Genomic DNA, 25,967 nt, shown 5'->3' with positions numbered 1-25,967 from the left:
CATCCTTCTAGGTGGGATGTCCGGGCAGTTCGTGCCCGGCGCGGGCTGCGAACGCGGCGGTGCGTGTGAGCGACGAGATCGAATGCCCTGAATGCGGCGGGACGGGCGAACAGCGCCTGGGCCCGCTCCAACTGATGTGCATGTACTGCCACGGCCGCAAGGTCGTCGGCGGGGAGCATGAGCCCGCGGACGACGGGCGGCGTTTCGACGTCCGGGGGAACGGGCCGCTTCCGCCTGTGTGGGAGCATCCGGCCGTGCGGGCCTCGGGCCTCTGCACGCACTGCCTCGGCGCCGGTGTGGTGGTGGCCGAGGGCAGTTATGCCGAGGCGCCGTGCCCGGTGTGCTCGGGCGGCGGACGGTAACGACCGGCGGCCTCGGTGAGGGCGTCGCCGTCGAGGCGGTAGATCGTCCACTCGTCCTGCGGGCGGGCGCCGAGGGACCGGTAGAAGCCGATCGCCGGCGTGTTCCAGTTCAGGACGGCCCATTCGACGCGGCCGTAGCCGCGTTCGTCCGCGATCCGGGTCAGCTCGGTGAGGAGCGCCTTGCCGTACCCGTGACCGCGGACGCCCGGGTCGACGAACAGGTCCTCCAGGTAGATGCCGTGCGTGCCGTTCCACGTGGAGTACGTGAGGAACCAGACGGCGAACCCGACGACGCGGCCCTCGTGCTCGGCGACGTGCGCGAAGACCTTCGGGTCGGGGCCGAAGAGGCTCTCGCGCACCTGCTCCTCGGTGGCCTTCACCTCGTCCGGCGCGCGCTCGTACTCGGCGAGCGCGCGGATCAGCCGCAGGATGTCGGGGACGTCGTCGGGTACCGCGAATCGGATCATCCGTGCAGGTTAATCGAGTGCCGCGAGTGGGACGGCAGGGTCGGCCCACCGGTCGTTGGGGACGATCGGGTACCAGCCGGGCCGTCCGGGGTCACGGTCGTAGGGGTAGCCGCCGAGCTCCCTGTAGAGCTCCGCGTACTCGGCGACCTTGTCGCGGTCCAGGCGGACGCCGAGCCCGGGCCCGGACGGGACGGGTATCCGCCCATCCGTGTAGCGCATCGGGCCGCCCTCGATGACGTCGTCGGCGAGGTGGTGGTAGTGCGCGTCGGCGGCGTAGGTGAGGTTGGGCAGGACGGCGCCGAGGTGCAGCATGGTCGCGAGCTGGATGCCGAGTTCGCCGGACGAGTGCACCGCCACGCCGATCTGGAACGTCTCGCACACGGCGGCGGCCTTCACGCAGGGCCGGATGCCGCCCCAGAAGGTGGTGTCGAGCAGGACGACGTCCGCGCCGCGGCGCAGCACGTTGGCGGCGAGCTGCTCGAAGTTGACGACGACGGTGTTGGTCGCGAGCGGCACGTTGACGCGTTCGCGGACGAGCCGGAGCCCCTCCAGCCCGAGGACGGGGTCTTCGAGGTAGTCGTTGTCGAGGTCCTCGATCGCCTTCCCGAACCGCAGGCCCTCCTCCAGGGACAGGACGGAGTTCGGGTCGTACCGGAACCGGTCGCCGGGAAGCGCGTCGGCGAGCGCCTTGTAGCAGTCCAGCTCGTGACCCGGCGGGAACACGCCGCCCTTGAGCTTGTGGACGGTGAACCCGTGCGCGTCCTTGAGCGCGCGGGCGTGCTCGACGAGCTGCTCGGGCGTCCGGACCTCACGGGAGCCGCCCGCGCCCGGGTAGCGGTAGAAGAGGTAGGACGCGAACGGGACGGAGTCGCGGATGCGTCCGCCGAGCAGGTCGTACACCGGGACGCCGAGGTGCTGCCCGACGAGGTCCAGGCAGGCGAACTCGATGGCGGCGAGGATCTGCGTCCGGTTGTTGTAGAGGCTCGCCGTCGGGTTGGCGATCTTGAAGCGGAGCGCCTCCAGCTCGAACGGGTCGTGCCCCTCCAGATGCGGGACGAGGGCCTCGAACGCGGCCTCGGCGCTCTGCCCGCCGCCGCCCATCTCGCCGAGCCCGACGAGGCCGTTGTCGGCCTCGACCTCGACGATCGTCCGGACGAAGCGGCCCCAGTGGGCGCCGTTGCTGTGCAGGAGCGGCGCCTCAAGCGGCACGGTGACCGTGGTGGCGCGAATGCCTGTGATCTTCATGGGTCCCCGATCTGTGCTCAACGCCGAACCGTGACGGTGACGACGCCGCACGCGGGCAGGGTCACGGTCATGGTGCCGTCCCGGACGGGCAGTTCCGCCGGGTCACGCTCCAGCCCGCCGCTCAGCCGCGCGCCGGTGGCGCCCGGCACGTGCAGGCTCGTCTCCACCGGGCCCGCGGCGAGCGACTGGAGCCGGACGGCCAGGCCGTAGCCGTCGCGGGCGCGGCCGACGGAGGTGACGAGGACGTCGGGGTCGTCGACGCGCAGGAACGTCCCGGCGTCGGCGGCTTCGGCGGCACCGGTGGCGAGGGTGGCGACGAACGGGTCGGTGAGTCCGGCGGCCGTTCGGGCGCCGAGCCGACGGCCCGACCCCGCCTCCCCGGACGCGAGCGCGTACCGGAACGTGGTCTCGCCCTGCTGCTGGGACGGGAAGTTAGTGTCCCAGATGTTGTTGAGCGCCCACGAGTAGACGGTGCCGTCCTCGTTGTCGAGGGTCGGCGGGAACGGCGCGTACGGCATGTGGATGGAGCCGAACTGGACGAGCGGCGCCTCCAGCGTCGCCCACGCGACGGTCAGCTCGGGGTCCTCGAACGCGACCCAGTGCCGGATCGGCCGCATGTGCTCCGCCGACCCCGGGACGCTCGGGACGCCGGTGCCGCCGACGCCGCCGGTCAGCTCCCAGGAGGCGGGCGGCCCGTCCACGGCGAACGGGAACGCGAAGAACACCGCCTCCTTCGCCGCGGTCGGCTGCTTGCCGAGCTGGTAGCGGACGTCCACGCGCGGCACGCCCGCGTACAGGTCGACGGTGGTGCGCAGCCAGTCGACGCCCTTGCCGTGCTGCTCGACGACGAGCCGCTCCCCCGCCGGGGTGCGTTCGGCGCGGGTCACGGTCGCGTGGGTGGCGACGGCCCGGTCGCCGAGCATCGTCTTGTCATGGACGAGCATGTGCCCGGACATGTGGTTGAAATGCGGCGCGGTGGCGTACCGGTCGTAGACGTACTGCCCGAACCCGGCGACGGCGTCGGCGTTCACCAGTTCCCGGCCCGCGGTCTTGTCGAAGACGGAGCCGATGTGGCCTTCCTTGAGGTCGAACGAGACGCGGTAGAACTCGTTCTCGATCGTCGCGTCGGCGCCGAGGTCCTCGGGCTCGGGCGCGGCCGTTTCGGCGCGGACGACGTCGATCCTGACGTGCCCGTGGCCGGGAACATCCGGGAGGACGATCTCCAGGTGGCGGCCGATGGGGCGGGTGGGCCACTCGTCCGGATCGACCTCCTCCTCGCGGTGCGGTACGGGCTCGCCGGTGCGGGCGTCCACGAGCGTGACCGGGACGTCCACGGCGACGACGTCGCGGGGCAGGAACGCGCGGGCCACGTCGGTGCGGGCCGCCGTCCCGGGGTTGACGACGAGGAACGAGGCGAGCGCGTCCGGCGCGGGACCGAACGTCGCACCGAGCCGCCGCGCCCCGGCCTGGAGCAGGTCGAGGGCGTCGTCGTGGGCCTGGTAGCCGACCTGGGATTTGCGGGTCCACTGGAGGGCGCCGGAGTCGCCGCCCTCCTCCGCGTCCTCCCACGGGTTGGCGGCGCCCCAGGTGTGCTCGTCGAACAGCGCGGCCCGGTCGTAGGCCTCGTCGATGGCCTCGGACGCGCCGGTCCAGTCGCCGCTGCGCTCGTCGGCGAGGGCGTGCAGCGTCTCCGCCGACCGCAGGACGTTCTGCGCCCGCCGGACGTAGCCGAGCGGCCGGGCGCCGGAGCCGAGGCCGTCGGCCCACCAGTCCGTCCAGTCGCCCTCGTGGGTCTGGAGGCGGTCGCCGTGGTGCTCCTCGACGTACTCGAAGAAGTCGGCGTTGGTCGCCATCCGCAGGCGCGGATACGCCCACGTCTCGTTCCAGCGGTGCGCGATGTCGGCCGGGACGATCGAAGGCCCGGCGTTGTCGGCGTGCGCGCCCTGCACGCGCAGGTGGACGGCGTCCAGGAAGTCGGGGGCCTTGGCGGCGCCGACCTGGCCGGGCGCGGCGTACCAGCCGAACGTGCCCGGCCCGTACGGGTAGGGCCGGTCGGCGAGGGACCCGAGGTAGCGGGGCAGCAGGTCCTCGGCGAGGTCGTAGCCGTCGACGAGCCCGACCGTGTTGCCCTCCATGTAGGCCATGCCGTGCGGCGTGTCGGTGAACCAGACGATCAGCTCGCCGCCGCCCGGCGACCGCCACCGGAACGGGCGGGCGAGCTTGTCGCCGCCCGTGATGTACGGGACGGACCGTCCGGCCCAGTTGTGCGCGGCGGCCAGATACCGGACGCCCGCCGCGTTCAGCGCGTCGACCGTCCCGACGACCGCGCCCGGGATGTCGGTGTGCATCGCCGACCGGACCTCGATGCCGTACGTGCTCCGCAGATGCTCGACGAAGCGGAGCTGCCGGTACAGCTCCTCCGTCGAGCACGCCTCCGTGTGCAGCTGCATCGGGAACGCGGTGACCTCGATGTTCCCGGCGCGGACGCGCTCGGTGAACTCGGCGACCTGGTCGTCGGGACGCGTCGCCAGCCAGCGCAGCGCGGGCATGGACGACTCCACCGACCAGCGGAAACGGGCGTCGTCGGGGCGTCCGTCCGTCTCCCGCGCTAGGCGCAGCGCCGCGTCGAGGTAGTCGAGGTGGTGGCGCAGGACGGTGCCCTGCGTGTCGGTGTAGCCGATGTCGAGGTGCGAGTGGTGGACGACGAACACGTTCCACTTGCGCTGCGGGGTGACGTCGAGCGGCGCGGCCCCGACGAGCCCGTCCGCGTCGCGGACCTCCAGGGTGAGGCGGCGCGGGACGTCCACCTCGGGGACGAGCAGCGTGATCGTCTCGTCCCCCGAGGCGGAGGCGTCGGCGACGACGGCGTCGCCGTCCTTGAGGGCGATCTCAACCCGGCCGCCGCCGGTCAGCGTCAGCCGGACGGCCTGCCGCAGCTCACCGGCCTCGTCCCGCCTGAACAGCGGCAGCACCGCGGCGCGGACGGACAGCCCGCGCACCGCGAGCACCTCGGCGGACGTGTCGCGGCGCAGCGCGTCGCGGATCCCGTCATAGTCGGGCGAGCCGAGGCTCGCCTGGAGCAGGCGACTCGTCATCTTTATGCGTCAATCTCTCTCTAGGGAGCTTCTCGGGAGCGTCTTCGGATCAGAATTGGGCGAGGGTCAGGCCGCGGGTGAACAGGCGTTGCGTCGCCAGGAACAGGACGACGGTCGGCAGCGACACGACCAGCCCGGCGGCCAGCGCGATCGGCACGGGCGTCCCGGCGTACACGTCGGTGGTGAGCGCAGACAGCTCCGCCCACACGGGACGGACGGTCTCCGACTGCGAGAGCGTGAGCCCGAACAGCAGGTCGTTCCACACGAACGTGAACTCCAGGATGAACACGGCGGCCAGCGCCGCCGACGACAGCGGCAGGTAGATCCGCCAGAAGATGCGGAAGGTGGACGCGCCGTCCAGCCGCGCCGCCTCGAAGATCGACACGGCGACGTTGCCGAAGAAGTTCCGCATGACCAGGGCGGCGAGCGGCACGTTGACCGCCGAGTAGATCAGGATCAGGCCGAGCTGGTTGTCGTACAGCGAAACCTTGCTGTAGCCGACGAACAGCGGGATCAGCAGCATCTGGAACGGCACCGCCGTCCCCGCGAAGATCACCACGAACCAGGCGAAGCCGTGCCTGAGCCGCAGCACCACGATCGCGTACCCGGCGAGCGCGCCCAGCAGGACGGCGATCGCGGGCGCGGCGACGCTGTAGAGCAGGGTGCTCAGCAGCGTGTCGCCGACGGCGGTGCGGTCCCACGCCTGCGAGATGTTGTCGAACAGGCCGACCGACGACGGCGGATTCACCGCGTCCGACGGGTCGTAGTCGTCCGACGGACGGACGGCGTTCGCGACGATCAGGTAGGTGGGGAACAGCCACACCACGCCCAGCAACGCCAGCACGACCCGGCGAACGTTGAGACTCAGGCTCCTCATCGCGTCTCCTCCCTGCCGACCTGTCGGCGCAGGTAGATGTACGAGGCCAGGCCCGTGACGGTGGTGAGCAGCACCGCGACCGACGAGCCGTACCCGTACTCGTTGGCGACGAACACGTCCCGGTACATGGTCACGGCGAGCGTCTCGGACGAGCGTCCGGGACCGCCCTGCGTCATCACCCACACGATGTCGAAGTTCTTCAGCCCGGCGACGAGCGCGAGGCCGAACACGACCGTGGTGATCGGGCGCATCAGCGGCCAGATGACGTGCCGGAACATCGACCAGCCCGACGCGCCGTCGATGCGGGCCGCCTCGATCGGGGCCCTCGGGATCGACTGGAGGCCGACGACGAACAGCAGCATGTTGACGCCGAGCTGCTGCCACGTCCACACGAAGATCATCGCGATGGTGTTGCGGGGGCCGTCCTGGAGGAACGCGGTGTCGCCGCCCGGCATGCCGAGAAATGTCAGGATCTGGTTCGCCATGCCGTCCGGCTGGAGGATGAAGCCCCAGATGACGCCGAGGCCCGCGCCGGACATCGCGTACGGCAGCAGGAACGGGAGCCGGAACCACGAGCCGCGCTTGAGGTCGTAGGACAGCACGGCGACGAGCAGACCGAGTCCGACCGGCAGGACGACGGTCCCGACGACCCACAGCAGCGTGTTGCGGATCGAGGTGACGAGCGCGTCGTCCTCCAGCAGCCGCCGGTAGTTGTCCAGGCCGTTGAACTCGGGTGAGGCGAGGCCGTCGTAGCTGGTGAAGCTCAGGTACGCCGTCCACAGGAACGGCAGGTAGAGCAGGACGGCGACGAACAGCACGGCCGGCGAGACGTAGACGTGCCGGAACCGGCCGTGCAGCGCGAAGCCCTTCCCGGACCGGCCGCCGCCCCCGCCGCGCGGCAGGCGGCGGCGCCGGTCCGGAGAGCGTCCGCTCGCGACCGCCTCGGGCTTGGGACGGTCGGCGGTGGCCTTCTGCGTGCTCATGGACGAGTCAGCTTCCGGCCTTGTTGTTCTTCCAGTAGTCCTCATTCGCCTTCTGGATGGTCTTGAGGACGTCCATGTACGAGCCGGGCTCGTTGAGGAACTTGTCGAACCCGCTGAGCGCCTCGGTGAGGACGGGCGCCGGCGCGGCCTCGAAGTAGCGCAGCAGGAGCCGGTTCTGCTGCGACGCCGCCTCCTTGGTGACCTTGTCCAGCTCGGGGTCGGCGACCTTCACCTTCGGGTTGCCGGACACGTCGCCGCGGGCGTTGGCCCACTTCTCCTGCGCGGCGGGCGTGATCCACCACTTGAGGTACTTGGCGCTGGCCTCGGTGTCGGGCGCCTTGCGCAGCGAGCACAGCGGCCCGCTCTCGAAGATCAGCGACCGCTTCGGCAGCGCGGGGTCGACGTTCGGGATGAAGAAGAACCCGTAGTCCGTGCCCTGCTTGAGGCCGCGCTGGGTCATGCTCGTGTTGAACCACGTCCCGTTGACGACCATGGCGGCCTTGCCGGACTTGAAGTGGTCGGCGGGGTCGGCCTTGTCGCCCGGCTTGGAGAACCAGCCGGAGTCGATCATCGACTTCCACCGTTCCATGGCCTTGACGACGCCGGGGTCGGTGTAGGACGCCTGGCCCGTCGACAGCCGCTCGTACAGGTCGGGGTCGGTCCCGGCGAGGAGCTGCTCGAACCAGGCGAAGGAGAACAGCGACGTCGGCGTGGTGTGGTGGAAGGGGATCTGGCCCTTCGACTTCAGCGTCTGCGCGGTCTTCTCCAGCTCGGCCCACGTCGTGGGCGGCTTGAGGTCGTACTTCGCGAAGATCTTCTTGTTGTAGAACATGCCCCAGTAGCCGGTGTTCAGCGGGACGCAGTACTGCTTGCCGCCGACGGTGTAGTACTTCTTCAGCTCGTCGGTGAGGTCGCCGCTCTTGACGGCGTCCTGCCAGATCTGCGTCGTCTCGGCGACCTGGTTCTGCTTGACGATCTCCTCAAGGCGCCCGCCGGTCGACCAGGTGAACAGGTCGGGCTTGACCTTGGTGCGGAACGAGGTCTTGATGAACGCCGTGTAGCTCGGCTCGTCCGTGTAGCCGACGGGCTTCATGCCGAGGCCGGTCTGCTGCTTGCCGACGGTGGCCATCTGCTCGAAGAACGGCTTCCAGGCGCCCTTGTCGTTGTAGAGCTTCAGCTCGGACGCGCTCTCGCCGGAGTCGCCGGACCCGCAGCCGGCGGCGAGCAGCAGCGCGCTCACGGTGAGCGCGGTCACCCGCAGTCGCTTGGACGACAACATGGTGAGCCTCCTTCATCGGGGTGCCCGATCGGGGTGGTCGAAGGACCTGAGGTTTCGGAATGACCTGGGGATTCGGCTTGAGGGAATTGTGGGAAGGGTGAACAGACCGCCCGGCGGTTCCACCGGGCGGCAGGGTATGCGCGGTCAGGCGATGCGCTGCTCTATCACGTGCTTGACGTCGGCGAGATGGGCCCGCATCAGGGACTCCGCCTCGCGCTCGGCGCCGGCCTCGATGGCCCCGAGGATCGACTTGTGCTCCTCGAAGTCACGGGTGCGGTCGTCGAAGATCCGTTGTATCTCCCGCTGCTCGGACGCGTGCACCGACAGCAGCGAGTCGATGACCTCGCAGAGGACGGAGTTGCCCGCGACGCCCGCGACCTCGCGGTGGAAGGCCATGTTGGCCTTGTGCAGGCGTGCTTCCGCGCCCTGCGCGTCCGCGGCGGACCTGCCCGTGCCGGGCCTGCCCGTGCCGGGCCTGCCCGTGCCGGGCCTGCCCGCGGCGGACCTGCCCGCGGCCCGCGGGTTCGGGGACTGCGGGTTCGGGGGCTGCGCGTCCGCCTCGTGGGCGACGGCGGCCAGGTCCGCGCCGGCCTGGTCGAGGATGGCGCGGAGGACGTCGATGTCGGCGGGCTCGGACAGGCGGGCGGCCCGTCCGGCCAGCGGCGGCTCGATGAGCAGCCGGGCGTCCAGGAGCTGGAGGAGCCGGTCGCTCTCCAGCATGCGGACGTTGGGGTTCGGGATGACGACGCGTTCGAGGTCGGCGCCCACGTAGATGCCCGAGCCGTGCCGGAGCTGGATCGCGCCGGTCGCCTCCAGCCGGCGCAGCGCCTCCCGCAGCGTCGGCGTGGTCACCGCGAACCGCTGCGACAGCTCCCGCGCCGACGGCAGCCGGTCGCCGGCGCGCAGGCCGTCCGACCTGATCAGCTCCAGCATGCGCTCCGTGAGCGCGTCCGCCAGGCTCGGCCGGGCCACATCCTGTGACATCGCCACCTCGTCCCTGAGAAGTAAAGTCATCTAATCACTTAGCCGGTGCTGCTGTCCAGTCGTCCGTGCAGGTCGTCCGTGCAGGTTGCGCCGCAGAACGGCGCGCTGCTCCGCGAAGGCCAGCCGTCCCAGCCGCGCCGACATGATGCCGTCGAACCCGTGGCACGCGCCCGGCACATGGTGGACCTCGGTGGGAACGCCCGAGACGATCAGCCGCTGCGCGTAGGCGAAGTCCTCGTCCCGCAGCGGGTCGAGCTCGGCGATCAGCATGTAGGCGGGCGGCAGGCCGTGCAGGTCGGCCGCCCTGGCGGGCGCCGCGTATGCCGGGACGCGGGCCCGGGCCCCGGCCCGTCCGCCCAGGTAGTGGCGCCACATGTGCTCGACGTCGCCGCGGTTGAACAGCGGCGGCTCGGTGAACGTCCGCATCGACGGGGTGTCCATGCGATTGTCCAGGACGGGATAGAGCAGCATCTGGAACACCAGCGACGGGCCGCCCGCCTCGCGTGCGCGCAGCGCCACGGCCGCCGCCAGCGCGCCGCCCGCGCTGCCGCCGCCGACCGCGATCCGCTCCGGATCGCCGCCGAACTCGGCCGCGTGCTCGTACGCCCACACCGTCGCGGTGTAGCAGTCCGCGAACCCGGCGGGGAACGGGTGCTCGGGCGCGAGCCGGTAGCCGACCGACACGACCGCGATGCCGTCCTCGCCGGCGAACGTCAGGCAGCGGCCGTGCTCGTTCTCCAGATCGCCGGTGACGAACCCGCCGCCGTGGAAGTACACGAGCACCGGCGCCGGACGCGTCGTCCCGCGCGGCCGGTAGATCCGCACCGGGACGTCAGGCGCCCCGGGCGGGCCCGGGATCGTCCTGTCCTCGACGTCGGCGTCCGCGCCGGTCGTGGTCGGCTCGTCCAGGGCGTCGACCAGGGCGCGCATCGAGGCACGGGCCTTGATCGGGTCGGACAGCCCGACGTACGGCATGCCGTCGAGCGCGGCGGCGAGTTCGGGATCCATGTTCACGCTCCAGAGGTCGGACGGGAAGCGCGCGCCCCCGGACGGGAGGTCACCCGGGGGCGCGCAGGGCGGACGCGACGGCGGCGGCACGCGCCCGCCGGCGCCGGAAGGGGACGGAATTCACGCTCATGAGCCGACATCATGATTCATCAGATGACTTGATGTCTAGATCTCTGACGATCTAGGTCTGAATCTCTGGGAGGGCGGCCGGGTTGCGGGCGAGGAGGCCGCCGTCCACGCGGTGCTCGGCGCCGGTCACGAACGACGAGCGCGGCCCCGCGAGGAACGCCACCACCTCGGCGACCTCGTCCGCGCGCGCGACGCGTCCGAGCGGATGCGCCCGCCCCCACTCGGCGACCTGCGCGTCCTGGCTCACCTCCCCGCGGAACAGGTCCGCGGCCCAGCGCAGCATCGGCGTGTCCACCGACCCGGGGCACACGACGTTCGCGCGGATCCCGTCGGCGGCGTGGTCGAGCGCCATCGACCGCGTCAGCGCGTTGATCGCGGCCTTGCTCGCGCTGTAGGCGGCGACCCGGTCCTGCGACACGAACGCCTGCACCGACGACATCGTCACGATCGTCCCGCCGCCGCGCCGCCGCAGCTCGGGGACGGCCGCGCGGCAGGTCAGGAAGACGCCCTTGACGTTCACGCCGAGCACCTCGTCCCACAGCTCCTCGGACGTCTCCTCGACCGTCCCGTACCGCTGGACGCCCGCGCAGGTCACCACCACGTCGAGCCCTCCGTGCCGGGACACGGCCGTCCCGACCAGCGCGGACATCTGCGCGGCATCGGTCACGTCGGCCACGACGCCCGCGACGTCCAGCCCGTCCGCGCGCAGGTCCGCCTCCGTCCGGCGGACGCCGTCCTCGCCGATGCCGCAGAACACCACCGCGGCGCCGTCGCGCGCGAGCCGCTCCACCACGGCCCGCCCGATCCCCAGCGACCCGCCGGTCACGACCGCGACCTTGCCGTCGAACTCCGTCACGTGCCCTCCCCATCGATGACGCCCGCGCGCACCCACAGGCTCCGGGTGGAATGCGCGTCCAGCCGCAGCGCGGTGCCGTTGCCGGCCGCCGCCGCGAGCCCGTCCGTCGGGTATCCGGCGAACGGTTCGAGCCCCATCACGTACGCGCGTCCCCACCACGGATGGCCCGTGGTCGCGCCGGACTCCTGCCACAGCCACAGGTGCGGCAGGACGGTCGCGTCCCAGCGCACCCGCAGCCCGAGCCCGCCGTCCGGATCGACGACCTCGTACCGTCCTTCGTCCAGCCCGGTGAGGTAAACGATCTCACTGGGAGCCCCATGACCAGGGACGACGTCCAGATCAACCTCCCCGCCCCCAGCGCCCGGAACCCGCGGCCACCGGTACGGCCCGCCCGCGGCGACCCGCCGGCCGCCCCGCGCGATCGCGGTCTCGTGCGGGACGACCCGCGCCCCGCCGGGCAGCCTGATCCGGTGCCCGGGACGCAGAAAGGGCGCGCCGAACACGATGTGGTGGCCCCACATCACGTCCAGCCCCACCCCGGACTCGTTGGCCAGCTCCTCCTCCACGACCAGCTCCGCCTCACCGGCCCTGAGCCGGAGCGTCTTCGCCAGCCGCAGCGGCATCCGCCTGGCCCGGACGGTCAGCCGCACCGCGACCTCGTCCGCGCCGTCGGCCACGATGTCGGCGTCCCAGGGCAGCCCCGCCACCTCGCCGTGCTGCGCGAACGCCGCACCCCGATAGTCGCTGGGTGCGCCGCCGTTCGGCAGAACCTCCTGCCACCCGCCCTCGTACGAGTCGAGGAACACGGCGGTGTCGTCGGCCCCGCCGCCCGCGACGTCCCGCGGGTTACGCAGTCCGTCCGGCGACAGCCACACGAAGTCCATGTCGCGGGGCTTGAAGCAGAACTCGGCGATGTCGCCGCCCTTGCCCGCGAGGACGGTCACCCGCAGCAGCTCGTTCTCCAGCACCAGGGCGTCCAGCCCCGCCCAGGTGATCTCGTGGACGCGGGCGCCCCAGTTCCGGGACGGCCGGTGTCGTCGGTACGCCAAACCGCGTCAGCCCCAGCTCTCCGCGCCGCTGAACGCGAAATGCTCGCCCGGCGCGTAGCGCGGGCGCGGCTGGTACTCGTTCACGCCCGCCTCGCCGCGCAGCAGCAGCGCGGACGGGAACGGCAGCGGCTCCTGCGTGATCCGCGTCGACGTCGGGATGTACCGGATCGTCAGCCCGCAGCGCCGGTTCGGCGACTCGTTGGCGTCGCTGCCGTGCATGATGTTCGGGTGGTGGACCTCGACGTCCCCCGGTTCGAGCACCAGATCCACGGCGCGCGACTCGTCCACCCCGACCGCGCTCTCCACCCCGAACACGGCCTCGGCGTCATCGCGCTCCCTGACACCGTGCAGCTCTTCCTTGTGGCTGCCGGGGATGACGCGCAGGCAGCCGTTCTCGGGCGTCGAGTGGTCGATGGCGAGCCAGAGCGTCACGACGCGCATCGGCTCCAGCGGCCAGAACGCGCCGTCCTGGTGCCACAGGACGGCCTTCCCGGTGAACGGCGGCTTCGCGATGTACGCGGACGCGAACAGCGCGATGTCGGGCCCGATGAACCGCTCGGCGACGTCCAGCAGCCGGTCGTCGGAGACGAGGCGCACCCAGAACGGGTCCTTGGCGACGAGCTCCGTCGACAGGTCCTCGCCCGTCCGGTCGGGATAGCGCTCCTGCAGCCACCTGACGTGCTGATCCGCCTCCGCGATCAGCGCGGGATCGAGGACGTTCTTGAAGATCGCGTAGCCGTTCTCGTCGTAGCCTCGCATCTGATCGTCGTGCATGCGCGTCCTTTCATGTGAGTCTAGGCACAGGAAGTCTTAGTCATTAGATCACTTGTTGTCTAGATGTATTGTCGCCCTATCGCGGACGCCCCGTAGAGAGGACCGCCATGAGCGCGCTGGACACCGCGGCGAGAGCGAACACCGGACGCCCCGCACGCATCGCCCTGCTCGGCGAGTGCATGATCGAGCTGAGCCACGTCGCCCCCGACCGCCTCGGCCTCGGCTACGCCGGGGACGCCTTCAACGTCGCCGCCTACCTCGCCCGCAGCGCCGCGCCCGGGACGGCCGACGTCCAGTTCGTCACCCTGATCGGCGACGACCCCTACAGCACGCGGATGCGGGAGTCATGGGCCGCGCACGGCGTCGGCTCCGCGCACACCCGCGCCGTCCCGGGCGGCCAAGCCGGCCTCTACCTCATCCGCACCGACGAGCACGGTGAGAGAACGTTCCAGTACTACCGGTCGCAGTCCGCCGCCCGTGGCCTGTTCGGCCCGTCCCACACCACCGAGATCGACGACGCCATCGCGGGTCACGACCTCGTCTACCTGTCGGGCATCACCCTGTCGATCCTGTCGGCCCCCGCCCGGGACCGCCTCCTCGCCGTCCTGGACGAGACGCGCCGCCGCGGCGGCCTGGTCGCGTTCGACACGAACTACCGCCCCGCCGGATGGCCCTCCCCCGCCGCCGCGGCCGCCGCCATGGACGCCGTCCTGTCCCGCACCGACATCGCCCTGCCCACCCTCACCGACGACCAGGCCGTCTTCGGCGACGCGTCCGCCACGGACACCGTCCACCGCCTGCGCGCCAAAGGCGTCACCGAGATGGCCGTAAAACAAGGCGCCCAGGGCAGCCTGATCGCCGACGCCACCACCCACGACCCCGTCCCCGCCGTCCCCGACACAAATGTGATCGACACCACAGCTGCCGGCGACGCCTACAACGGCGCCTACCTGGCGGCCCGCCTCACCGGCGCCTCCCGCAGAGCGGCCGCGGAGTCAGCGACAGAACTGGCCGCCCAGGTCATAGCCCACCGAGGCGCCCTCCTCCCACCGGACCCGAACGAAACCGCGAACCCGCACCCACATACGCAACAACCCGAGCCCCTGACCCCGGCCACGCGCTGACCCGAACCGCCGCGATCGCGACCGAAGGAGGAGCGCACTGCAATAAACACCTCAGACACGGGTCTTTGAAGTCTCGAACAGGGGCTTGCAGGCGGTAGTTTCGGAAGCAGCGGGACCATCCTGCGAGGGAGTGACGTGACCGAGGAAACCGCTGCGATGCCGACCAGTACGAAGTTGTCCGTCCGCGACGTGGTGACGGTGAAGCTGCCCGCCGCGAGCGCCTACCTGTCCGTCCTGCGGACCGCCACCGCGGGCCTGGCGGCCAGACTGGACTTCACGCTGGACGAGATAGAAGACCTGCGCATCGCCGTCGACGAGGCGTGCGCGATGCTGCTCGCCCAGGCCGTCCCGGGAACGGACCTGGTCTGCGAGTTCGAGCTGACCGGCGAGGCGATGCGCATCTCCGTGTCCGTGCTGACCGTGGACGGCGAGGTGCCGAGCCGCGACACCTTCGCCTGGACCGTCCTGTCGTCACTGGCGGGCGAGGTCGACGCGCAGGTCGGCGCCGACGACCGGGTCACCGTGACGCTGCAGAAGCGCCGCGGCACGGCGGGGGCCCCGTGACAGAGAAGACGACGATCGCCGGCGCGGGCAACGAGCGGTCCGAGAGCGCGGTCCCGGACCGCGCCCGCGCCCGTGGCCTGTTCGAGCGCCTGGCCGAGCTGCCGGAGGGCGACCCGGAGCGCCAGCGCATCCGCGACCAGCTCGTGGAACTGCACCTGCCGCTGGTGGAGTACCTCGCCCGCCGCTTCCGCAACCGCGGCGAGTGGCTGGATGACCTGATCCAGGTCGCCACGATCGGTCTGATCAAGTCGATCGACCGGTTCGACCTGGAACGCGGCGTGGAGTTCTCCACCTACGCCACGCCCACCATCGTCGGTGAGATCAAGCGGCATTTCCGCGACAAGGGCTGGGCGGTGCGCGTGCCGCGCCGCCTCCAGGAGCTGAAGCTCTCCCTGACCAAGGCGATCAGCGATCTCGCCCAGCGGGAGGGCCGCGCCCCGACCGTCAGCGAGCTGGCCGCGCACCTGCAGATGAGCGAGGAGGAGGTGCTGGAGGGCCTGGAGTCCGCCAACGCCTACTCCACGGTCTCCCTGGACGCGCCCGACTCCGGCGACGAGGACGCGCCCGCCGTGGCCGACTCCCTCGGCATGGTGGACGAGTCGCTGGAGGGCGTCGAGTACCGCGAGTCGCTGAAACCGCTGCTGGAGAAGCTCCCCGCCCGCGAGAAGAAGATCCTGCTGCTGCGGTTCTTCGGCAACATGACCCAGTCGCAGATCGCGGCCGAGCTGGGCATCTCCCAGATGCACGTGTCCCGGCTCCTCGCCCGCACCCTGGCCCAGCTCCGCGAGGGCCTCACCGCCGACGAGTAGCCCGATCGTGCGGGGCGTCTCCCCGCACGAACAGGTCAGTCCTTGGTGGGCTGCTCTTTCAGGCGGTCCTTGAGGCGCTGTCCCAGGGACCGCGGTTCACCGTGGCCCTGCGCCCGCTCGGGCTCGGGCTCGGGCTCAGCGTTCTCCAGCGCATCGGCGCCCTCATCGTGCTCTCCGGCCTCGTCCTCGTCGTGGTCGGTGATCAGCCAGGCGGTGCTGGGCGGGCTGAGCACGGTGACGAGTGCGAGGACGGCGACCGCCGCCATCGGGCCCGCGACCGCGGGCCGGTCGCTCTGCCACAGCGACCACGCGATCGGCAGCGCGAACAGCTGGGTCAGCACCGTGGGGGCGCGGCTCCACTGGTCGGCGCGCAGCAGCCCCCGGGCGCAGGCGAGCATGCCGAGGCCGCCGGCGAGGGCGAGGACGGTGACCCCGATCGCGCTGGGCGGGTCGACGGCGCCGCCGGTGGCGGTCTCCACTCCGGTGAAGACGCCGAATCCGACGGCGGCGGCGCCCTCCACGGCCTCAAGAGCGGCGGCGGCCTGCACGGTGATGGGACGCTTGGACACAACCCGAAACCCTACTCGTACCCGCCTCTGGACCGTGCTCAAGGTCATCTTGTCCGGGGCCTGGAGGGTCGTCCCCTGGAACGACAGGCGACACCGGGCGAAACGCATCCGGAACGATCGATACCCTGACGCCGTGCGCGCCATGCTCATCGCCAACCCCAAGGCGACCTCCACCTCCCGGCGGGCCCGCGACATCCTGATGCGGGCCTTCGCCGGCGACCTCGATCTCGTCCTCGCCGAGACCGGCCACCGCGGCCACGCGACCGAGCTGTCCAGGCAGGCGGCCGTGGACGGCTACGACGTCGTGATCGTGCTCGGCGGCGACGGCACGGTGAACGAGGCCGTCAACGGGCTGCTCGCCCACGGGCCGTCCCCGGACCTGCCGGCGCTGGCGGTCCTGCCGTCCGGCAGCACCAACGTGTTCGCCCGCACGCTCGGCCTGCCGGGCGACCCGATCGGCGCGACGAAGGCGGTCCTCGAAGCGCTGCGCGCGGGACGGTACCGGACGATCGGGCTCTGCACGGCCGCCCATCCGGGCGGCGCGGAGCGCTATTTCACGTTCTGCGCGGGCGTCGGGCTGGACGCCGAGGTCGTCCGGGAGGTCGAGCGCCGCCGCGCGGCCGGCGCCACCGCGTACAACTCGCTGTACGTGCAGACGGCGATCCGGCATTTCTTCTCCGGCACGGATCGCCGGCGTCCCGCGCTCACATTGGAACAGCCGGGACGCCCGCCGAAAACCGGACTGTTCCTGGCGTTCATCTCGAATACTTCTCCATGGACTTTCATGGGCCGCCTCCCGGTGAATCCGAGTCCCAAGGCGAACTTCTCTCGCGGCCTGGACGTGTTCGGCATGCGTTCGCTGGACGTCGGCCCGACGCTCGGGGCGGTGGCGCAGATGCTCACCGCCCGCGCCCGTCCGGTGCAGGGACGGCACGTGGTGAACGTGCACGATGCGGCGGAGGTCACGTTGCGCGCGGAGCGTCCGATGGCCTTTCAGCTGGACGGCGACTACCTTGGCGAACAGCGCAGCGTGACGTTCCGTTCGGTCCCGAAGGCAATACGCATCGTCATTTGAGGCCGTATGGGCCGCCAGGCGAGAGCCAAGTAACACGCTCGACCCACGGATGTGACACATGCGACATCCATACTTTGAGAATCCTTTCTCAAAGGTCTTGCGTCGCCCCAGCCTGCCCTGACACGCTCAAAGTGCGCCCACCGACAAGAGATCCCCGACGACGCCGGTCTCCTGTCCCGCAGCGCCGCCGAACATTCACCCCTGGAGATGGCCACCGCCACCCGGGTGTTCGCGACATGTGAAACCGTTCACAAGAGTGGAGTCTCTCCACCACCTGACGAAGGAGTGGACCGCATGGACTGGCGCCACCGCGCAGCCTGCCGTGACGTGGACCCCGAGCTGTTCTTCCCGATCGGCAACACCGGGCCCGCGATCCTGCAGATCGAAGAGGCCAAGCAGGTATGCCGGCGTTGTGACGTCACCGACGCCTGCCTGCGCTGGGCGCTCGAATCCGGCCAGGAGTCCGGCGTCTGGGGCGGCATGGGCGAAGACGAACGCCGCGCGTTGAAGCGCCGCGCCGCCCGCGCTCGCGTCTGAAGGTCCCGCATTTAACGATCCCGCGCTCAGCGTCCCGCGTTCACCCGCGCTCAGCGTCCCGCGTTCAGGGTCAGGCGGGTCTTGGGGGCTGGTGGCGGGGGGACTGGCGGGCCGTGAGGGGGATGTCGACGACGACCTCGGTGCCGCCGCCGGGGCGGGGGCGGAAGTCGAGGCGGCCGCCGAGTTCCCCGACGATCAGCGTCCGGACGATCTGAAGGCCCAGGCTGGTCGTGCCTTCCACGTCGAAGTCCGCGGGGAGGCCGATGCCGTCGTCGGCGACGATCGCGACGAGCCGTCCGTTGTCGGCGCCCGGCTCCCGCTGATCGGTGGCGCCCGTCCGATCAGCGTCACCCGCTCGATCGGCACCGCCCGTACGACCGGCGGCGCCCGTCCGGTCCGTCCAGCCTGGTGTGTCGGGTCGGGCGCGGGGGGGCTCGCCTTCGCCGTGGCGGTGGGCGACGACCTCCAGTGTCCCGAAGCGGTTCGTCAGGCCGTGTTCCAGGGCGTTCTGGAGCAACTCGGTCAGCGCCATCGCCAGCGGCGTGGCGACCTCGGCGGGCAGGACGCCGAAACTGCCCGTCCGCTTCGGCGCGACCTTGGTCTCCGGCGTCGACACCTCCCCCGCCATCGTGATCACGCGGTCCGCGATGTCGTCGAAGTCGATCAGCTCGTCGGGGGTGTGCGACAGGGTCTCGTGCACGATCGCGATGGACCCGACCCGGCGGACGGCCTCGTCCAGCGCCGCCCGGCCCTCCGGGATCTGGAGGCGGCGGGCCTGGAGGCGCAGCAGCGCCGCCACCGTCTGCAGGTTGTTCTTCACCCGGTGGTGGATCTCCCGGATGGTGGCGTCCTTGGACAGCAGCTCCCGGTCGCGCCAGCGCAGCTCGGTGACGTCCCGGCACAGCACGATCGCGCCGATCCGCGTCCCGCCGACGACCAGCGGGATCGTCCGCAGCTGCATGATCGACCCGTGCGACTCCACCTCCACCTCGCGGGGCGCGCGGCCGGACAGGACGACGCTCAGCGCCTCCTCCATCGGCTCCCCCGTGTCGCACAGGTCGGCGGTGACCTGCCCGAGCGCGTCGCCGACCAGGTCCGCCGGGTAGCCGAGCCGCCGGTACGCCGACTGCGCGTTCGGGCTGGCGTAGGTGACGCGGCCGGACCGGTCCAGCCGCATCAGCCCGTCGCCGACGCGCGGCGAGCGGACCAGGTTGGGCTCCTCGCCCGGCGCCGGGAACGTTCCCTCGCAGATCATCGTCGCGAGGTCGCTGGCGCTCTGCAGATAGGTCAGCTCCAGGCGGCTCGGCGTGCGCGCCGAGCTGAGGTTCGTGCTCCGCTGGATCACGCCGAGGACCTTGTCGCCGCGCCGCACCGGGATCGACTCCTCCCGGACGGGAATGCCGCTCCCCCACTCCGGATCGCCCTCCCGGACGATCCGCCGCTCCCGCCACGCCACGTCGATCAGCCCGCGCCGTCCGGTCCTGACGACCTTGCCGACCAGGTCCTCCGGGTAGGCGGTCGGCCCGGTCGTCGGGCGCATCTGGGCGATCGCCACCCAGCCGGGGACCGTCGCGTCGCCGTCCGGCACCGGCCTTGCCCGGCGGGACGTCCCGTCGGCGGGCAGCGCGTCCGCCGACCGCAGCGGCACCCAGAGCAGCAGGTCCGCGAACGACAGGTCGGCGAGGAGCTGCCAGTCCGACACCAGCGCGTGCAGCCACTCCAGATCGGCGTCGGTGAGCTCGCTGTGATCGCGGACGAGATTGGTCAAGGTAGGCACGCCACCATCATCGCCGATGCGCTTTGGTGCCCCGCCCGTCCCCTGGACTGTCCACGGCCTGGCAGGATGCCCGGTATGACCGCGGCACTCGACCCTCTGGCCAGGCTCCGGGACGCGGCGGAGCGACGCGCCGAGGCCGGGCTCCGCAGGACGCTGCGTCCCCGCCCGCCCGGCACCGGCGGGCTCGTCGACCTGGCGTCCAACGACTATCTCGGGCTCGCCGGCGACCCCCGCCTCGTCGCGGGCGCCGTCGCCGCCGCCCGCGAGTGGGGCACCGGGTCCACCGGCTCCCGCCTCGTCACCGGGACGACCGAGCTGCACGCCGAGCTGGACCGGCGGCTCGCCGCGTTCACCGGCAGCGCCGCCGGGCTCGCGTTCTCCTCCGGCTTCCTCGCCAACCTCGGCGCCGTCACCGCCCTCGCCGGTCCTGGCACGCTCGTCGTGTCCGACCAGGTCAACCATGCCTCGCTGGTGGACGCGTGCCGGCTGTCGCGGTCCCGCGTCGTGATCGTCCCGCACCGCGACGTCGCCGCGGTCGAGGAGGCCCTCGCCGACCGCGACGAGGACCACGCGGTCGTCGTCACCGACGCCGTGTTCTCCGTGGACGGCGATCTCGCGCCCCTGCGGGCCCTGCACGCCGCCGTCCGGACGCACGGCGCCCTGCTGGTGATCGATGAGGCGCACGCGCTCGGCATCGTCGGCGAGCACGGCCGCGGCGCCGCGCACGCCGCCGGTCTCGCGGGCGAACCCGACGTGGTCCTGACCGTCACGCTGTCGAAGTCGCTGGCGTCCCAGGGCGGCGCGGTGCTCGGCGCCCCAGAGGTGATCGACACGTTGATCGACACCGGCCGGTCGTTCATCTTCGACACCGGGCTGAACCCGCCCGCCGCCGGTGCGGCGCTCGCCGCGCTCGACGTCCTCGAAACCGACCCCGCCCTGCCCGGACGCGCCCGCGACCTGGCCCGCCGCATCGCCGACCTCGCGGCCGGTTCCGGCCTTGAGACCACCGATCCGGCCGCGGCCGTCGTCCCGGTGTTCCTCGGCGAACCGCACGCCGCCGTCCGCGCCGCCGGGATCTGCGCCGAGCACGGGCTCCGCGTCGGGTGCTTCCGGCCCCCGTCCGTCCCGAAGGGCCGGGCCTGCCTCCGCCTCACCGCGCGGGCCACACTGGACGAGCCGGTCCTCACACTCGTCCGGCAGGCCCTGGCGAAGATCACGTGTTCTACCGGCCGTAGTCTTCACACATAACATCGGGGAAACCGGTGATGAACGTGAGGAGATGCCGTGACGGAGGTCAGGGGCGGGCCCCGGCACGGGGGCGGTTTCGAGCACGGCTACGACCGGGCCTCACTCGGCGACGTCGGTAAGCGCCACCCGAACCAGGCGCCCCGCATCCCCAAGTACTACAAGCTCAAGGAACTCCTCGTCGAGCTGATCCAGTCGCTGCCCCCGGGCAGCCCGCTGCCGCCCGAACGGACCCTCGCGGAGAAGTACGAGACGTCCCGTACCACCGTCCGGCAGGCCCTCACCGAGCTCGTCGTCGAAGGACGCCTCCAGCGCATCCAGGGCAAGGGCACCTTCGTCGCCAAACCGAAGGTCTCCCAGGAACTCCAGCTCGTCAGCTACACCGAGGACATGCGGCACCACGGGCTGCGCCCCGAGACCCGCATCCTGGAGGCCGGATACGTCAGCGCCGACGAGCGCCTCGCGACCCTCCTCTGCATCCGGCCGGGCGGGCGCGTCCTGCGCGTCCACCGGCTCCGCCTCGCCGACGGCGAGCCCATGTCGATCGACACCTCGCACCTCCCGGCGCGCCGCTTCCCCGGCCTGCGCCGCGAACTCCCCCGCCACCGCTCCCTGTACGAGACGCTCGCCACCGCCTACGACGTCCACCTGACCGAGGCCGAGGAGACCATCGAGACCGTCCTCGCCACCCCCCACGACGCGCAGCTCCTCGGGGTGGACGTCGGCCTCCCCATGCTCCTGCTCTCCCGGCACGCCTTCGACACCACGGGCCAGCCCGTCGAATGGGCCCAGTCGCTGTACCGAGGCGACCGCTACAAGTTCATCACCCGCCTCCGCCGCTGACCTGCGGGCCCGACTCTCCTCCAGATTCTCGACCACCAGTTCGAACGATTTGGCTACGCTGGGTAAAAACCTTCTCTACGATAATCGGGAGCAGATCGTGAGAGAGGAGTCACACAACGTGAAGGTCCTGTCAGACGAAGAAGTGTCGTTGTTGCCCGACACGCCCTACAACCTGTGGGTGCGCGGTGAACTCGACGACCACGTCGACGCCCCCGAAGGATTCCGAGTCGAGATCATCGGAGGAGAGGTCGTCGTGTCCCCGCCGCCCGGGCTCCCGCATAACGCCATCGCCGGTGACATCACGCTGGTCTTCAACCGCGCGCTCGGGCCCGACTTTCCCTGGCGGACGGACAGCGGAACCGGGATGTCTCTCGTCGGGATCGGCGACGGTTACGTTCCGGACATCATGCTCATAGACCAGGAGGTGTATCTCGCCGCACGGCGCGCCGGAGTGCGGACGGTGGTGCCCGACCAAGTCGAACTGGTCGTGGAGGTCACCTCGTCCAGCAACGCCAAGAACGACCAGCAGCCCACGGGACGGGCGCACCGCAACAACAAGTGGAACGGCTACGCAGGGGCCGAGATCCCGTACTACCTGCTGGTCGACCGCTCGCCCAAGATCGCGCGCGCCATCCTGTACTCCATCCCGGACCAAGCCCTGGGGGCCTACCTGCACCAGGAGTCCTGGGCGTTCGGCGAGGCGATTCACCTCCCCGACCCGTTCGACATCGACATCGACACCACCGAGTGGAGATCCTGGGACAACTGACCCGTCCTAGAGGGTCTGGCTCAGGGCCTTGATGGGCATCTGGAGGGTGGTGAGGAGTTCCAGGTCCTTTTCGGCGGGGCGGCCGAGGGTGGTCAGGTAGTTGCCGACGATGATGGCGTTGATGCCGCCGAGCATGCCGTCGCGGGTGCCGAGGTCGCCGAGGGTGAGTTCGCGGCCGCCCGCATAGCGGAGGATGGTGCGGGGAAGGGCGAGGCGGAACGCGGCGATTGTTTTCAGCGCTTCCGTTCCCTCGACCAGGGGGAAGTCTGCGAACGGGGTGCCGGGGCGGGGCGCGAGGAAGTTCAGGGGGACCTCGTCCGGTGAGAGGTCGGCGAGCTGGCCGGCGAACTCGGCGCGCTGCTCGATCGTCTCGCCCATGCCGACGATGCCGCCGCAGCACACCTCCATTCCGGCGTCCTTCACCATGCGGAGCGTGTCCCGGCGCTCCTCCCACGAGTGGGTGGTGACGACGTTCGGGAAATGGGAGCGGGCCGTCTCCAGGTTGTGGTTGTAGCGGTGGACGCCCATCGCGGCGAGCTCGTCCACCTGTTCCTGGGTGAGCATCCCGAGCGAGCACGCGATGTTGATCTCCACGGCGTCGTTGATCGCCTTGATGCCGTCGCGGACCTGCGACATCAGCCGCTCGTCCGGGCCGCGGACGGCGGCGACGATGCAGAACTCGGTCGCGCCCGTCCTCGCGGTCTCCTTCGCCGCCTCGACCAGCTCCGGGATGTTCAGCCACACCGACCGCACCGGCGACTCGAACGTGCCGGACTGCGAGCAGAAATGGCAGTCCTCGGGGCAGCCGCCCGTCTTCAGCGACACGATGCCCTCGACCTCGACCTCCGGGCCGCACCACCGCATGCGCACCTCGTGGGCGAGCGCGAGCAGGGCGTCCAGGCGGTCGTCCGGCAGGGTCAGGCATTGCAGGACCTGCTCCGCGGCGAGGCCCTGCCCGCCGTCGAGGACCTGGCGGCGGGCGACTTCGAGGATGTCGGTCACGTGTTGCTCCTTGTCGAGGCCGTGGCTATCGCGGATCGGGGCCGTGGTTATCGCGGGTCGGGGCCGTAGCTGTCGCGGAACGCGGCGGCGTCGAACGCGCCGCCGAACGAGGGGGCCAGGCCGCGGTGCGCGGCGAGGAGGAACTCCGCCGGGTCCAGCGCGGCGGCGCCCGCGGGCAGCGCGCCCGCCAGCGGCCGCGCCGCGATCGTCTCCAGGTCGCGGAGGTTGCTGCGCATCGCGAGGTCGGGGGCGTCCGGCCACGCCCCGATGACGACGCCCGCGAGCTGCACGCCGCGGTGCGCCATCGCCTCCAGCGTCAGCGCGGTGTGGTTGAGGGTGCCGAGGTCGGGACGGGCAACGACGACGACGGCGGCGCCGAGCCAGCGCGCCAGGTCGGCGATCGTGGCGCCCTCGTCGTCGTAGCGGACGAGGAGGCCGCCCGCCCCCTCGATCAGCACCAGCCGCCGGCTCTCGGACAGGTCCCGCACGCGCTTCGCCACGTCCGGCAGCCGGACGGCCGGGACCCCGGCGCGCCGGGCCGCCGCGGCGGGCGACAGCGGGTCGGGGAACCGGGCGAACTCGTGCACGTCGTCGAGGCCGGCGAGCCGCCGCACCTCGTCCAGGTCGCCGGGCTCCCCGGCGCGGACACCGGTCTGGCCCGGCTTGACGACGGCGACGGACGCGCCGCGCGCTGCGGTGACCGCGGCCAGCGCGGCGGTGACGACGGTCTTCCCCACGCCCGTGCAGGTCCCGGTGACCACGACAACGCTCACAAAGCGGCACACTAGCGCGGCCCCGCGGCGGGGTCGGCCGCCGAACCCCACAGTCTTCGGCGGCCGATTTTGTCGGCGGCGGAACCGGGCACGGCGGCGGTGCGTCCGAACGTCATGGCCGGTCCGTACACACGTTCCCGTTGGGTGCCGGCATTCGCCTGCGCGGCCGTCGCGGCCTGCGCTGCGCTGACCTCCTGCGGCGACGGCTCCGAGAAGGCCGGGCCGTCGCCGTCGTCCCCCGCACCCACCCCTTCAGCGTCCTCGACCGCGTCCCCCGCCAAGGACTCCCCCGCCGATGAGAAGCTCGTCCTGCGCTGGCGCACGACGGGCGGCATCGGGGGGGTCGGCGGCCCGGGCAGCGTACCCGACTTCTCCCTCTACTCGACAGGGCGCGCGGTCGTCTCGTCCGGCGGGCCGCAGGGCTCGCTGACGGAGTACCGCCTCAAGCCGGAGGCGCTCCAGCGGCTCCTGGACGAAGCCCGCAAGGCGGGCCTGCACCGCTCCCACACGGTCGGCTCCGACCAGGTCATGGACGCGATCATCATCGTGGTCACCCTGGGCGACGCGACGTCCCGGGTCATGCAGCCGGGATCCGAGGGGAGCCCGGAGGCCGCGTTCCTGAAGCGCCTCGACGCGAAGGGCTGGGCGGCGTCCGACCAGGCCGCCTCGCCCAAGCCGTACACGCCGTCGAAGACGGCCGTCCTGGCGGGCGAGACGAGCGGCGGCGGCACCGTCAGGAAGTGGCCGCTCGGCCCGCTCGGCGAAGGTCAGCGGAAGGCGGGCGGGATCTGCACGCTGGCGCCGTCGGCGAAGGTCCCCGCCGCCAAGCCGGACGTCACCTGGCGCAGCGAGGGCAAGACGTACTCCGTCCGGCTGCGCCCCCTCCTCCCCGCCGAGTCCAGCTGCCGCGACATCGCCTGACCGCCCCGTCCCCGCACGGCGCCAGGCTGCCGGATTTGTCGTTAATGGTGGATAGCCTGGGTTGGTGCGGCCTGGTGGCCGTCGTGGTCGTGGATGGCAACGGATGCTTCGGGCTGGAGAACACGCGATGCGCAGGGTGGACGGCCGTTCCCTCGGGGCCGGCGGTGAGTGAGGCGGTGGTCGTCCGCGGGGCGCGGGCGGACGAGTACGAGCTGATCGGGGAGCTGACCGTGGAGGTGTACGTCGCCGGTGGGCTGGTGTCGGCCGCGTCGCCTTATGTGAGCACGCTCCGCGACGCCGCGGACCGTGCCGGGAAGTCGGAGCTGCTGGTCGCCGAGATCGGCGGTGAGGTCGGCGGGGCCGTGGCGTACTGCCCGCCGGGCAGCCCGTACGCCGAGCTGGCCGGGCCGGGCGAGGCGGAGTTCCGGATGCTCGCCGTCCGGGGGCGGGCGCGCGGCAGGGGGGTCGGGCGTGCCCTGGTCGGGGAGTGCGTGGAGCGGGCACGCGCGGCGGGGCTCAGCGGGCTCCGGCTGGCGACGCAGCGGAACATGCGCGACGCGCATCGCCTGTACGACCGGATGGGATTCGTCCGCACGCCGGATCGTGATTTCGCGCCCGTGCCCGGGGTGGACCTGCTGACGTACGCGCTGTCGTTCTAGGGGGCGGGCGGCGGGGCGCCGTGGCGGGTGCAGCGGGCCGTCCAGCCCAGGGGCGTGACCTGGACGATCATCCGGCGGCGGCAGGACGGGCAGTAGCGGGGCGGCTCCATCTCGCGGGCCGCGCGGCAGGCGGCGTGGCCGCCGCCCGCGGCGGGCTCCCCGCAGCGGTCGCAGTAGGGCTCCACGGCGAGG

General features: G+C 71.6%; 27 protein-coding genes. 11 read left to right on the top strand and 16 right to left on the bottom strand.

What is annotated here, in order from left to right; all coding sequences use genetic code 11:
* Positions 1 to 65 precede the first annotated feature (65 nt).
* Positions 66 to 362, top strand: coding sequence for a hypothetical protein (locus ACH34T_RS21290; protein ID WP_395993931.1), 297 nt, complete (start codon positions 66 to 68; stop codon positions 360 to 362).
* Here ACH34T_RS21290 and ACH34T_RS21285 read toward each other — a convergent pair.
* The 11 genes from ACH34T_RS21285 to ACH34T_RS21235 all read right to left on the bottom strand — a co-directional run bounded on the left by ACH34T_RS21285 (position 317) and on the right by ACH34T_RS21235 (position 13,108).
* A complete protein-coding gene (locus ACH34T_RS21285) occupies positions 317 to 829 on the bottom strand; it encodes a GNAT family N-acetyltransferase (protein ID WP_395993930.1) in 513 nt (170 codons plus the stop codon). The two genes, ACH34T_RS21290 and ACH34T_RS21285, sit on opposite strands and share 46 nt — an antisense overlap.
* Positions 830 to 838: 9 nt before the next feature.
* Positions 839 to 2,074, bottom strand: a complete 1,236-nt coding sequence (locus ACH34T_RS21280; protein ID WP_395993929.1) for an enolase C-terminal domain-like protein — start codon at positions 2,072 to 2,074, stop codon at positions 839 to 841.
* A gap of 17 nt (positions 2,075 to 2,091) precedes the next feature.
* A complete protein-coding gene (locus ACH34T_RS21275) occupies positions 2,092 to 5,169 on the bottom strand; it encodes a glycoside hydrolase family 38 C-terminal domain-containing protein (RefSeq protein WP_395993928.1) in 3,078 nt (1,025 codons plus the stop codon).
* A gap of 49 nt (positions 5,170 to 5,218) precedes the next feature.
* Positions 5,219 to 6,046 (bottom strand): carbohydrate ABC transporter permease, encoded by an 828-nt coding sequence (locus tag ACH34T_RS21270; RefSeq protein ID WP_395993927.1) that lies wholly within the window; start codon positions 6,044 to 6,046, stop codon positions 5,219 to 5,221.
* Positions 6,043 to 7,029, bottom strand: a complete 987-nt coding sequence (locus ACH34T_RS21265; protein ID WP_395993926.1) for a carbohydrate ABC transporter permease — start codon at positions 7,027 to 7,029, stop codon at positions 6,043 to 6,045. The genes ACH34T_RS21270 and ACH34T_RS21265 overlap by 4 nt, the downstream gene beginning before the upstream one ends.
* A gap of 7 nt (positions 7,030 to 7,036) precedes the next feature.
* Positions 7,037 to 8,308 carry an ABC transporter substrate-binding protein gene (locus ACH34T_RS21260; protein ID WP_395993925.1) on the bottom strand — a complete coding sequence of 424 codons (1,272 nt, stop codon included), beginning with the start codon at positions 8,306 to 8,308 and terminating at the stop codon, positions 7,037 to 7,039.
* A gap of 144 nt (positions 8,309 to 8,452) precedes the next feature.
* Entirely contained in the window at positions 8,453 to 9,292 is an 840-nt protein-coding gene (locus tag ACH34T_RS21255) for a FadR/GntR family transcriptional regulator (protein ID WP_395993924.1), read from the bottom strand.
* 30 nt (positions 9,293 to 9,322) lie between these two features.
* Positions 9,323 to 10,300, bottom strand: coding sequence for an alpha/beta hydrolase (locus tag ACH34T_RS21250; RefSeq protein ID WP_395993923.1), 978 nt, complete (start codon positions 10,298 to 10,300; stop codon positions 9,323 to 9,325).
* A gap of 181 nt (positions 10,301 to 10,481) precedes the next feature.
* Positions 10,482 to 11,285: an SDR family NAD(P)-dependent oxidoreductase gene (locus tag ACH34T_RS21245; protein ID WP_395993922.1), complete on the bottom strand. Its 804-nt coding sequence runs from the start codon at positions 11,283 to 11,285 to the stop codon at positions 10,482 to 10,484.
* Complete coding sequence (locus ACH34T_RS21240; RefSeq protein WP_395993921.1) at positions 11,282 to 12,334, bottom strand: DUF4432 family protein; 1,053 nt, start codon at positions 12,332 to 12,334, stop codon at positions 11,282 to 11,284. Before ACH34T_RS21240 ends, ACH34T_RS21245 begins: the two co-directional genes overlap by 4 nt.
* A 6-nt stretch (positions 12,335 to 12,340) precedes the next feature.
* Positions 12,341 to 13,108 carry a phytanoyl-CoA dioxygenase family protein gene (locus tag ACH34T_RS21235; RefSeq protein ID WP_395993920.1) on the bottom strand — a complete coding sequence of 256 codons (768 nt, stop codon included), beginning with the start codon at positions 13,106 to 13,108 and terminating at the stop codon, positions 12,341 to 12,343.
* Positions 13,109 to 13,215: 107 nt separating this feature from the next.
* Here ACH34T_RS21235 and ACH34T_RS21230 point away from each other — a divergent pair, with 107 nt between their 5' ends.
* The 3 genes from ACH34T_RS21230 to ACH34T_RS21220 all read left to right on the top strand — a co-directional run bounded on the left by ACH34T_RS21230 (position 13,216) and on the right by ACH34T_RS21220 (position 15,605).
* Positions 13,216 to 14,232 (top strand): sugar kinase, encoded by a 1,017-nt coding sequence (locus ACH34T_RS21230; RefSeq protein WP_395993919.1) that lies wholly within the window; start codon positions 13,216 to 13,218, stop codon positions 14,230 to 14,232.
* Between the two features lie 135 nt (positions 14,233 to 14,367).
* On the top strand, positions 14,368 to 14,796 hold the full coding sequence (locus ACH34T_RS21225) for an anti-sigma factor (protein WP_328353611.1): 429 nt from the start codon (positions 14,368 to 14,370) through the stop codon (positions 14,794 to 14,796).
* Positions 14,793 to 15,605, top strand: a complete 813-nt coding sequence (locus tag ACH34T_RS21220; protein WP_395993918.1) for an RNA polymerase sigma factor SigF — start codon at positions 14,793 to 14,795, stop codon at positions 15,603 to 15,605. Before ACH34T_RS21225 ends, ACH34T_RS21220 begins: the two co-directional genes overlap by 4 nt.
* A gap of 35 nt (positions 15,606 to 15,640) precedes the next feature.
* On the opposite strand, the gene ACH34T_RS21215 is transcribed toward ACH34T_RS21220, so the two are convergent.
* On the bottom strand, positions 15,641 to 16,174 hold the full coding sequence (locus ACH34T_RS21215) for a hypothetical protein (protein WP_395993917.1): 534 nt from the start codon (positions 16,172 to 16,174) through the stop codon (positions 15,641 to 15,643).
* Positions 16,175 to 16,316: 142 nt separating this feature from the next.
* On the opposite strand from ACH34T_RS21215, the gene ACH34T_RS21210 reads away from it, so the two are divergent.
* Complete coding sequence (locus tag ACH34T_RS21210; protein WP_395994038.1) at positions 16,317 to 17,249, top strand: diacylglycerol/lipid kinase family protein; 933 nt, start codon at positions 16,317 to 16,319, stop codon at positions 17,247 to 17,249.
* A gap of 294 nt (positions 17,250 to 17,543) precedes the next feature.
* The gene (locus ACH34T_RS21205; protein WP_328353619.1) at positions 17,544 to 17,786 is read left to right on the top strand and encodes a WhiB family transcriptional regulator; all 243 of its coding nucleotides are present in this window, start codon (positions 17,544 to 17,546) and stop codon (positions 17,784 to 17,786) included.
* A 70-nt stretch (positions 17,787 to 17,856) separates the two neighbouring features.
* On the opposite strand, the gene ACH34T_RS21200 is transcribed toward ACH34T_RS21205, so the two are convergent.
* A complete protein-coding gene (locus ACH34T_RS21200; protein ID WP_395993916.1) occupies positions 17,857 to 19,563 on the bottom strand; it encodes a histidine kinase N-terminal domain-containing protein in 1,707 nt (568 codons plus the stop codon).
* Between the two features lie 66 nt (positions 19,564 to 19,629).
* Here ACH34T_RS21200 and ACH34T_RS21195 point away from each other — a divergent pair, with 66 nt between their 5' ends.
* The 3 genes from ACH34T_RS21195 (at position 19,630) to ACH34T_RS21185 (ending at position 22,420) form a co-directional block, all read left to right on the top strand.
* Entirely contained in the window at positions 19,630 to 20,811 is a 1,182-nt protein-coding gene (locus ACH34T_RS21195) for an 8-amino-7-oxononanoate synthase (protein ID WP_395993915.1), read from the top strand.
* Positions 20,812 to 20,847: 36 nt separating this feature from the next.
* On the top strand, positions 20,848 to 21,651 hold the full coding sequence (locus tag ACH34T_RS21190; RefSeq protein ID WP_395993914.1) for a GntR family transcriptional regulator: 804 nt from the start codon (positions 20,848 to 20,850) through the stop codon (positions 21,649 to 21,651).
* 118 nt (positions 21,652 to 21,769) lie between these two features.
* A complete protein-coding gene (locus ACH34T_RS21185) occupies positions 21,770 to 22,420 on the top strand; it encodes a Uma2 family endonuclease (RefSeq protein WP_395993913.1) in 651 nt (216 codons plus the stop codon).
* 6 nt (positions 22,421 to 22,426) lie between these two features.
* On the opposite strand, the gene bioB is transcribed toward ACH34T_RS21185, so the two are convergent.
* Together bioB and bioD are read right to left on the bottom strand one after the other, a co-directional pair.
* Positions 22,427 to 23,422 (bottom strand): biotin synthase BioB, encoded by a 996-nt coding sequence (bioB, locus tag ACH34T_RS21180; RefSeq protein WP_395993912.1) that lies wholly within the window; start codon positions 23,420 to 23,422, stop codon positions 22,427 to 22,429.
* Between the two features lie 47 nt (positions 23,423 to 23,469).
* Positions 23,470 to 24,195 (bottom strand): dethiobiotin synthase, encoded by a 726-nt coding sequence (bioD, locus tag ACH34T_RS21175; RefSeq protein WP_395993911.1) that lies wholly within the window; start codon positions 24,193 to 24,195, stop codon positions 23,470 to 23,472.
* 144 nt (positions 24,196 to 24,339) lie between these two features.
* Between bioD and ACH34T_RS21170 the strand changes: the two genes are divergently transcribed.
* Both ACH34T_RS21170 and ACH34T_RS21165 read left to right on the top strand, forming a co-directional pair.
* Positions 24,340 to 25,116, top strand: a complete 777-nt coding sequence (locus ACH34T_RS21170) for a hypothetical protein (RefSeq protein WP_395993910.1) — start codon at positions 24,340 to 24,342, stop codon at positions 25,114 to 25,116.
* 164 nt (positions 25,117 to 25,280) lie between these two features.
* Positions 25,281 to 25,775 carry a GNAT family N-acetyltransferase gene (locus ACH34T_RS21165; protein ID WP_395993909.1) on the top strand — a complete coding sequence of 165 codons (495 nt, stop codon included), beginning with the start codon at positions 25,281 to 25,283 and terminating at the stop codon, positions 25,773 to 25,775.
* On the opposite strand, the gene ACH34T_RS21160 is transcribed toward ACH34T_RS21165, so the two are convergent.
* Complete coding sequence (locus tag ACH34T_RS21160) at positions 25,772 to 25,960, bottom strand: hypothetical protein (protein WP_395993908.1); 189 nt, start codon at positions 25,958 to 25,960, stop codon at positions 25,772 to 25,774. The two genes, ACH34T_RS21165 and ACH34T_RS21160, sit on opposite strands and share 4 nt — an antisense overlap.
* Positions 25,961 to 25,967 lie beyond the last annotated feature (7 nt).

Source organism: Actinomadura sp. 9N215 (assembly GCF_044326345.1).
GTDB lineage: Bacteria > Actinomycetota > Actinomycetes > Streptosporangiales > Streptosporangiaceae > Spirillospora.
This window is presented reverse-complemented; position numbering and strand designations above follow the sequence as displayed.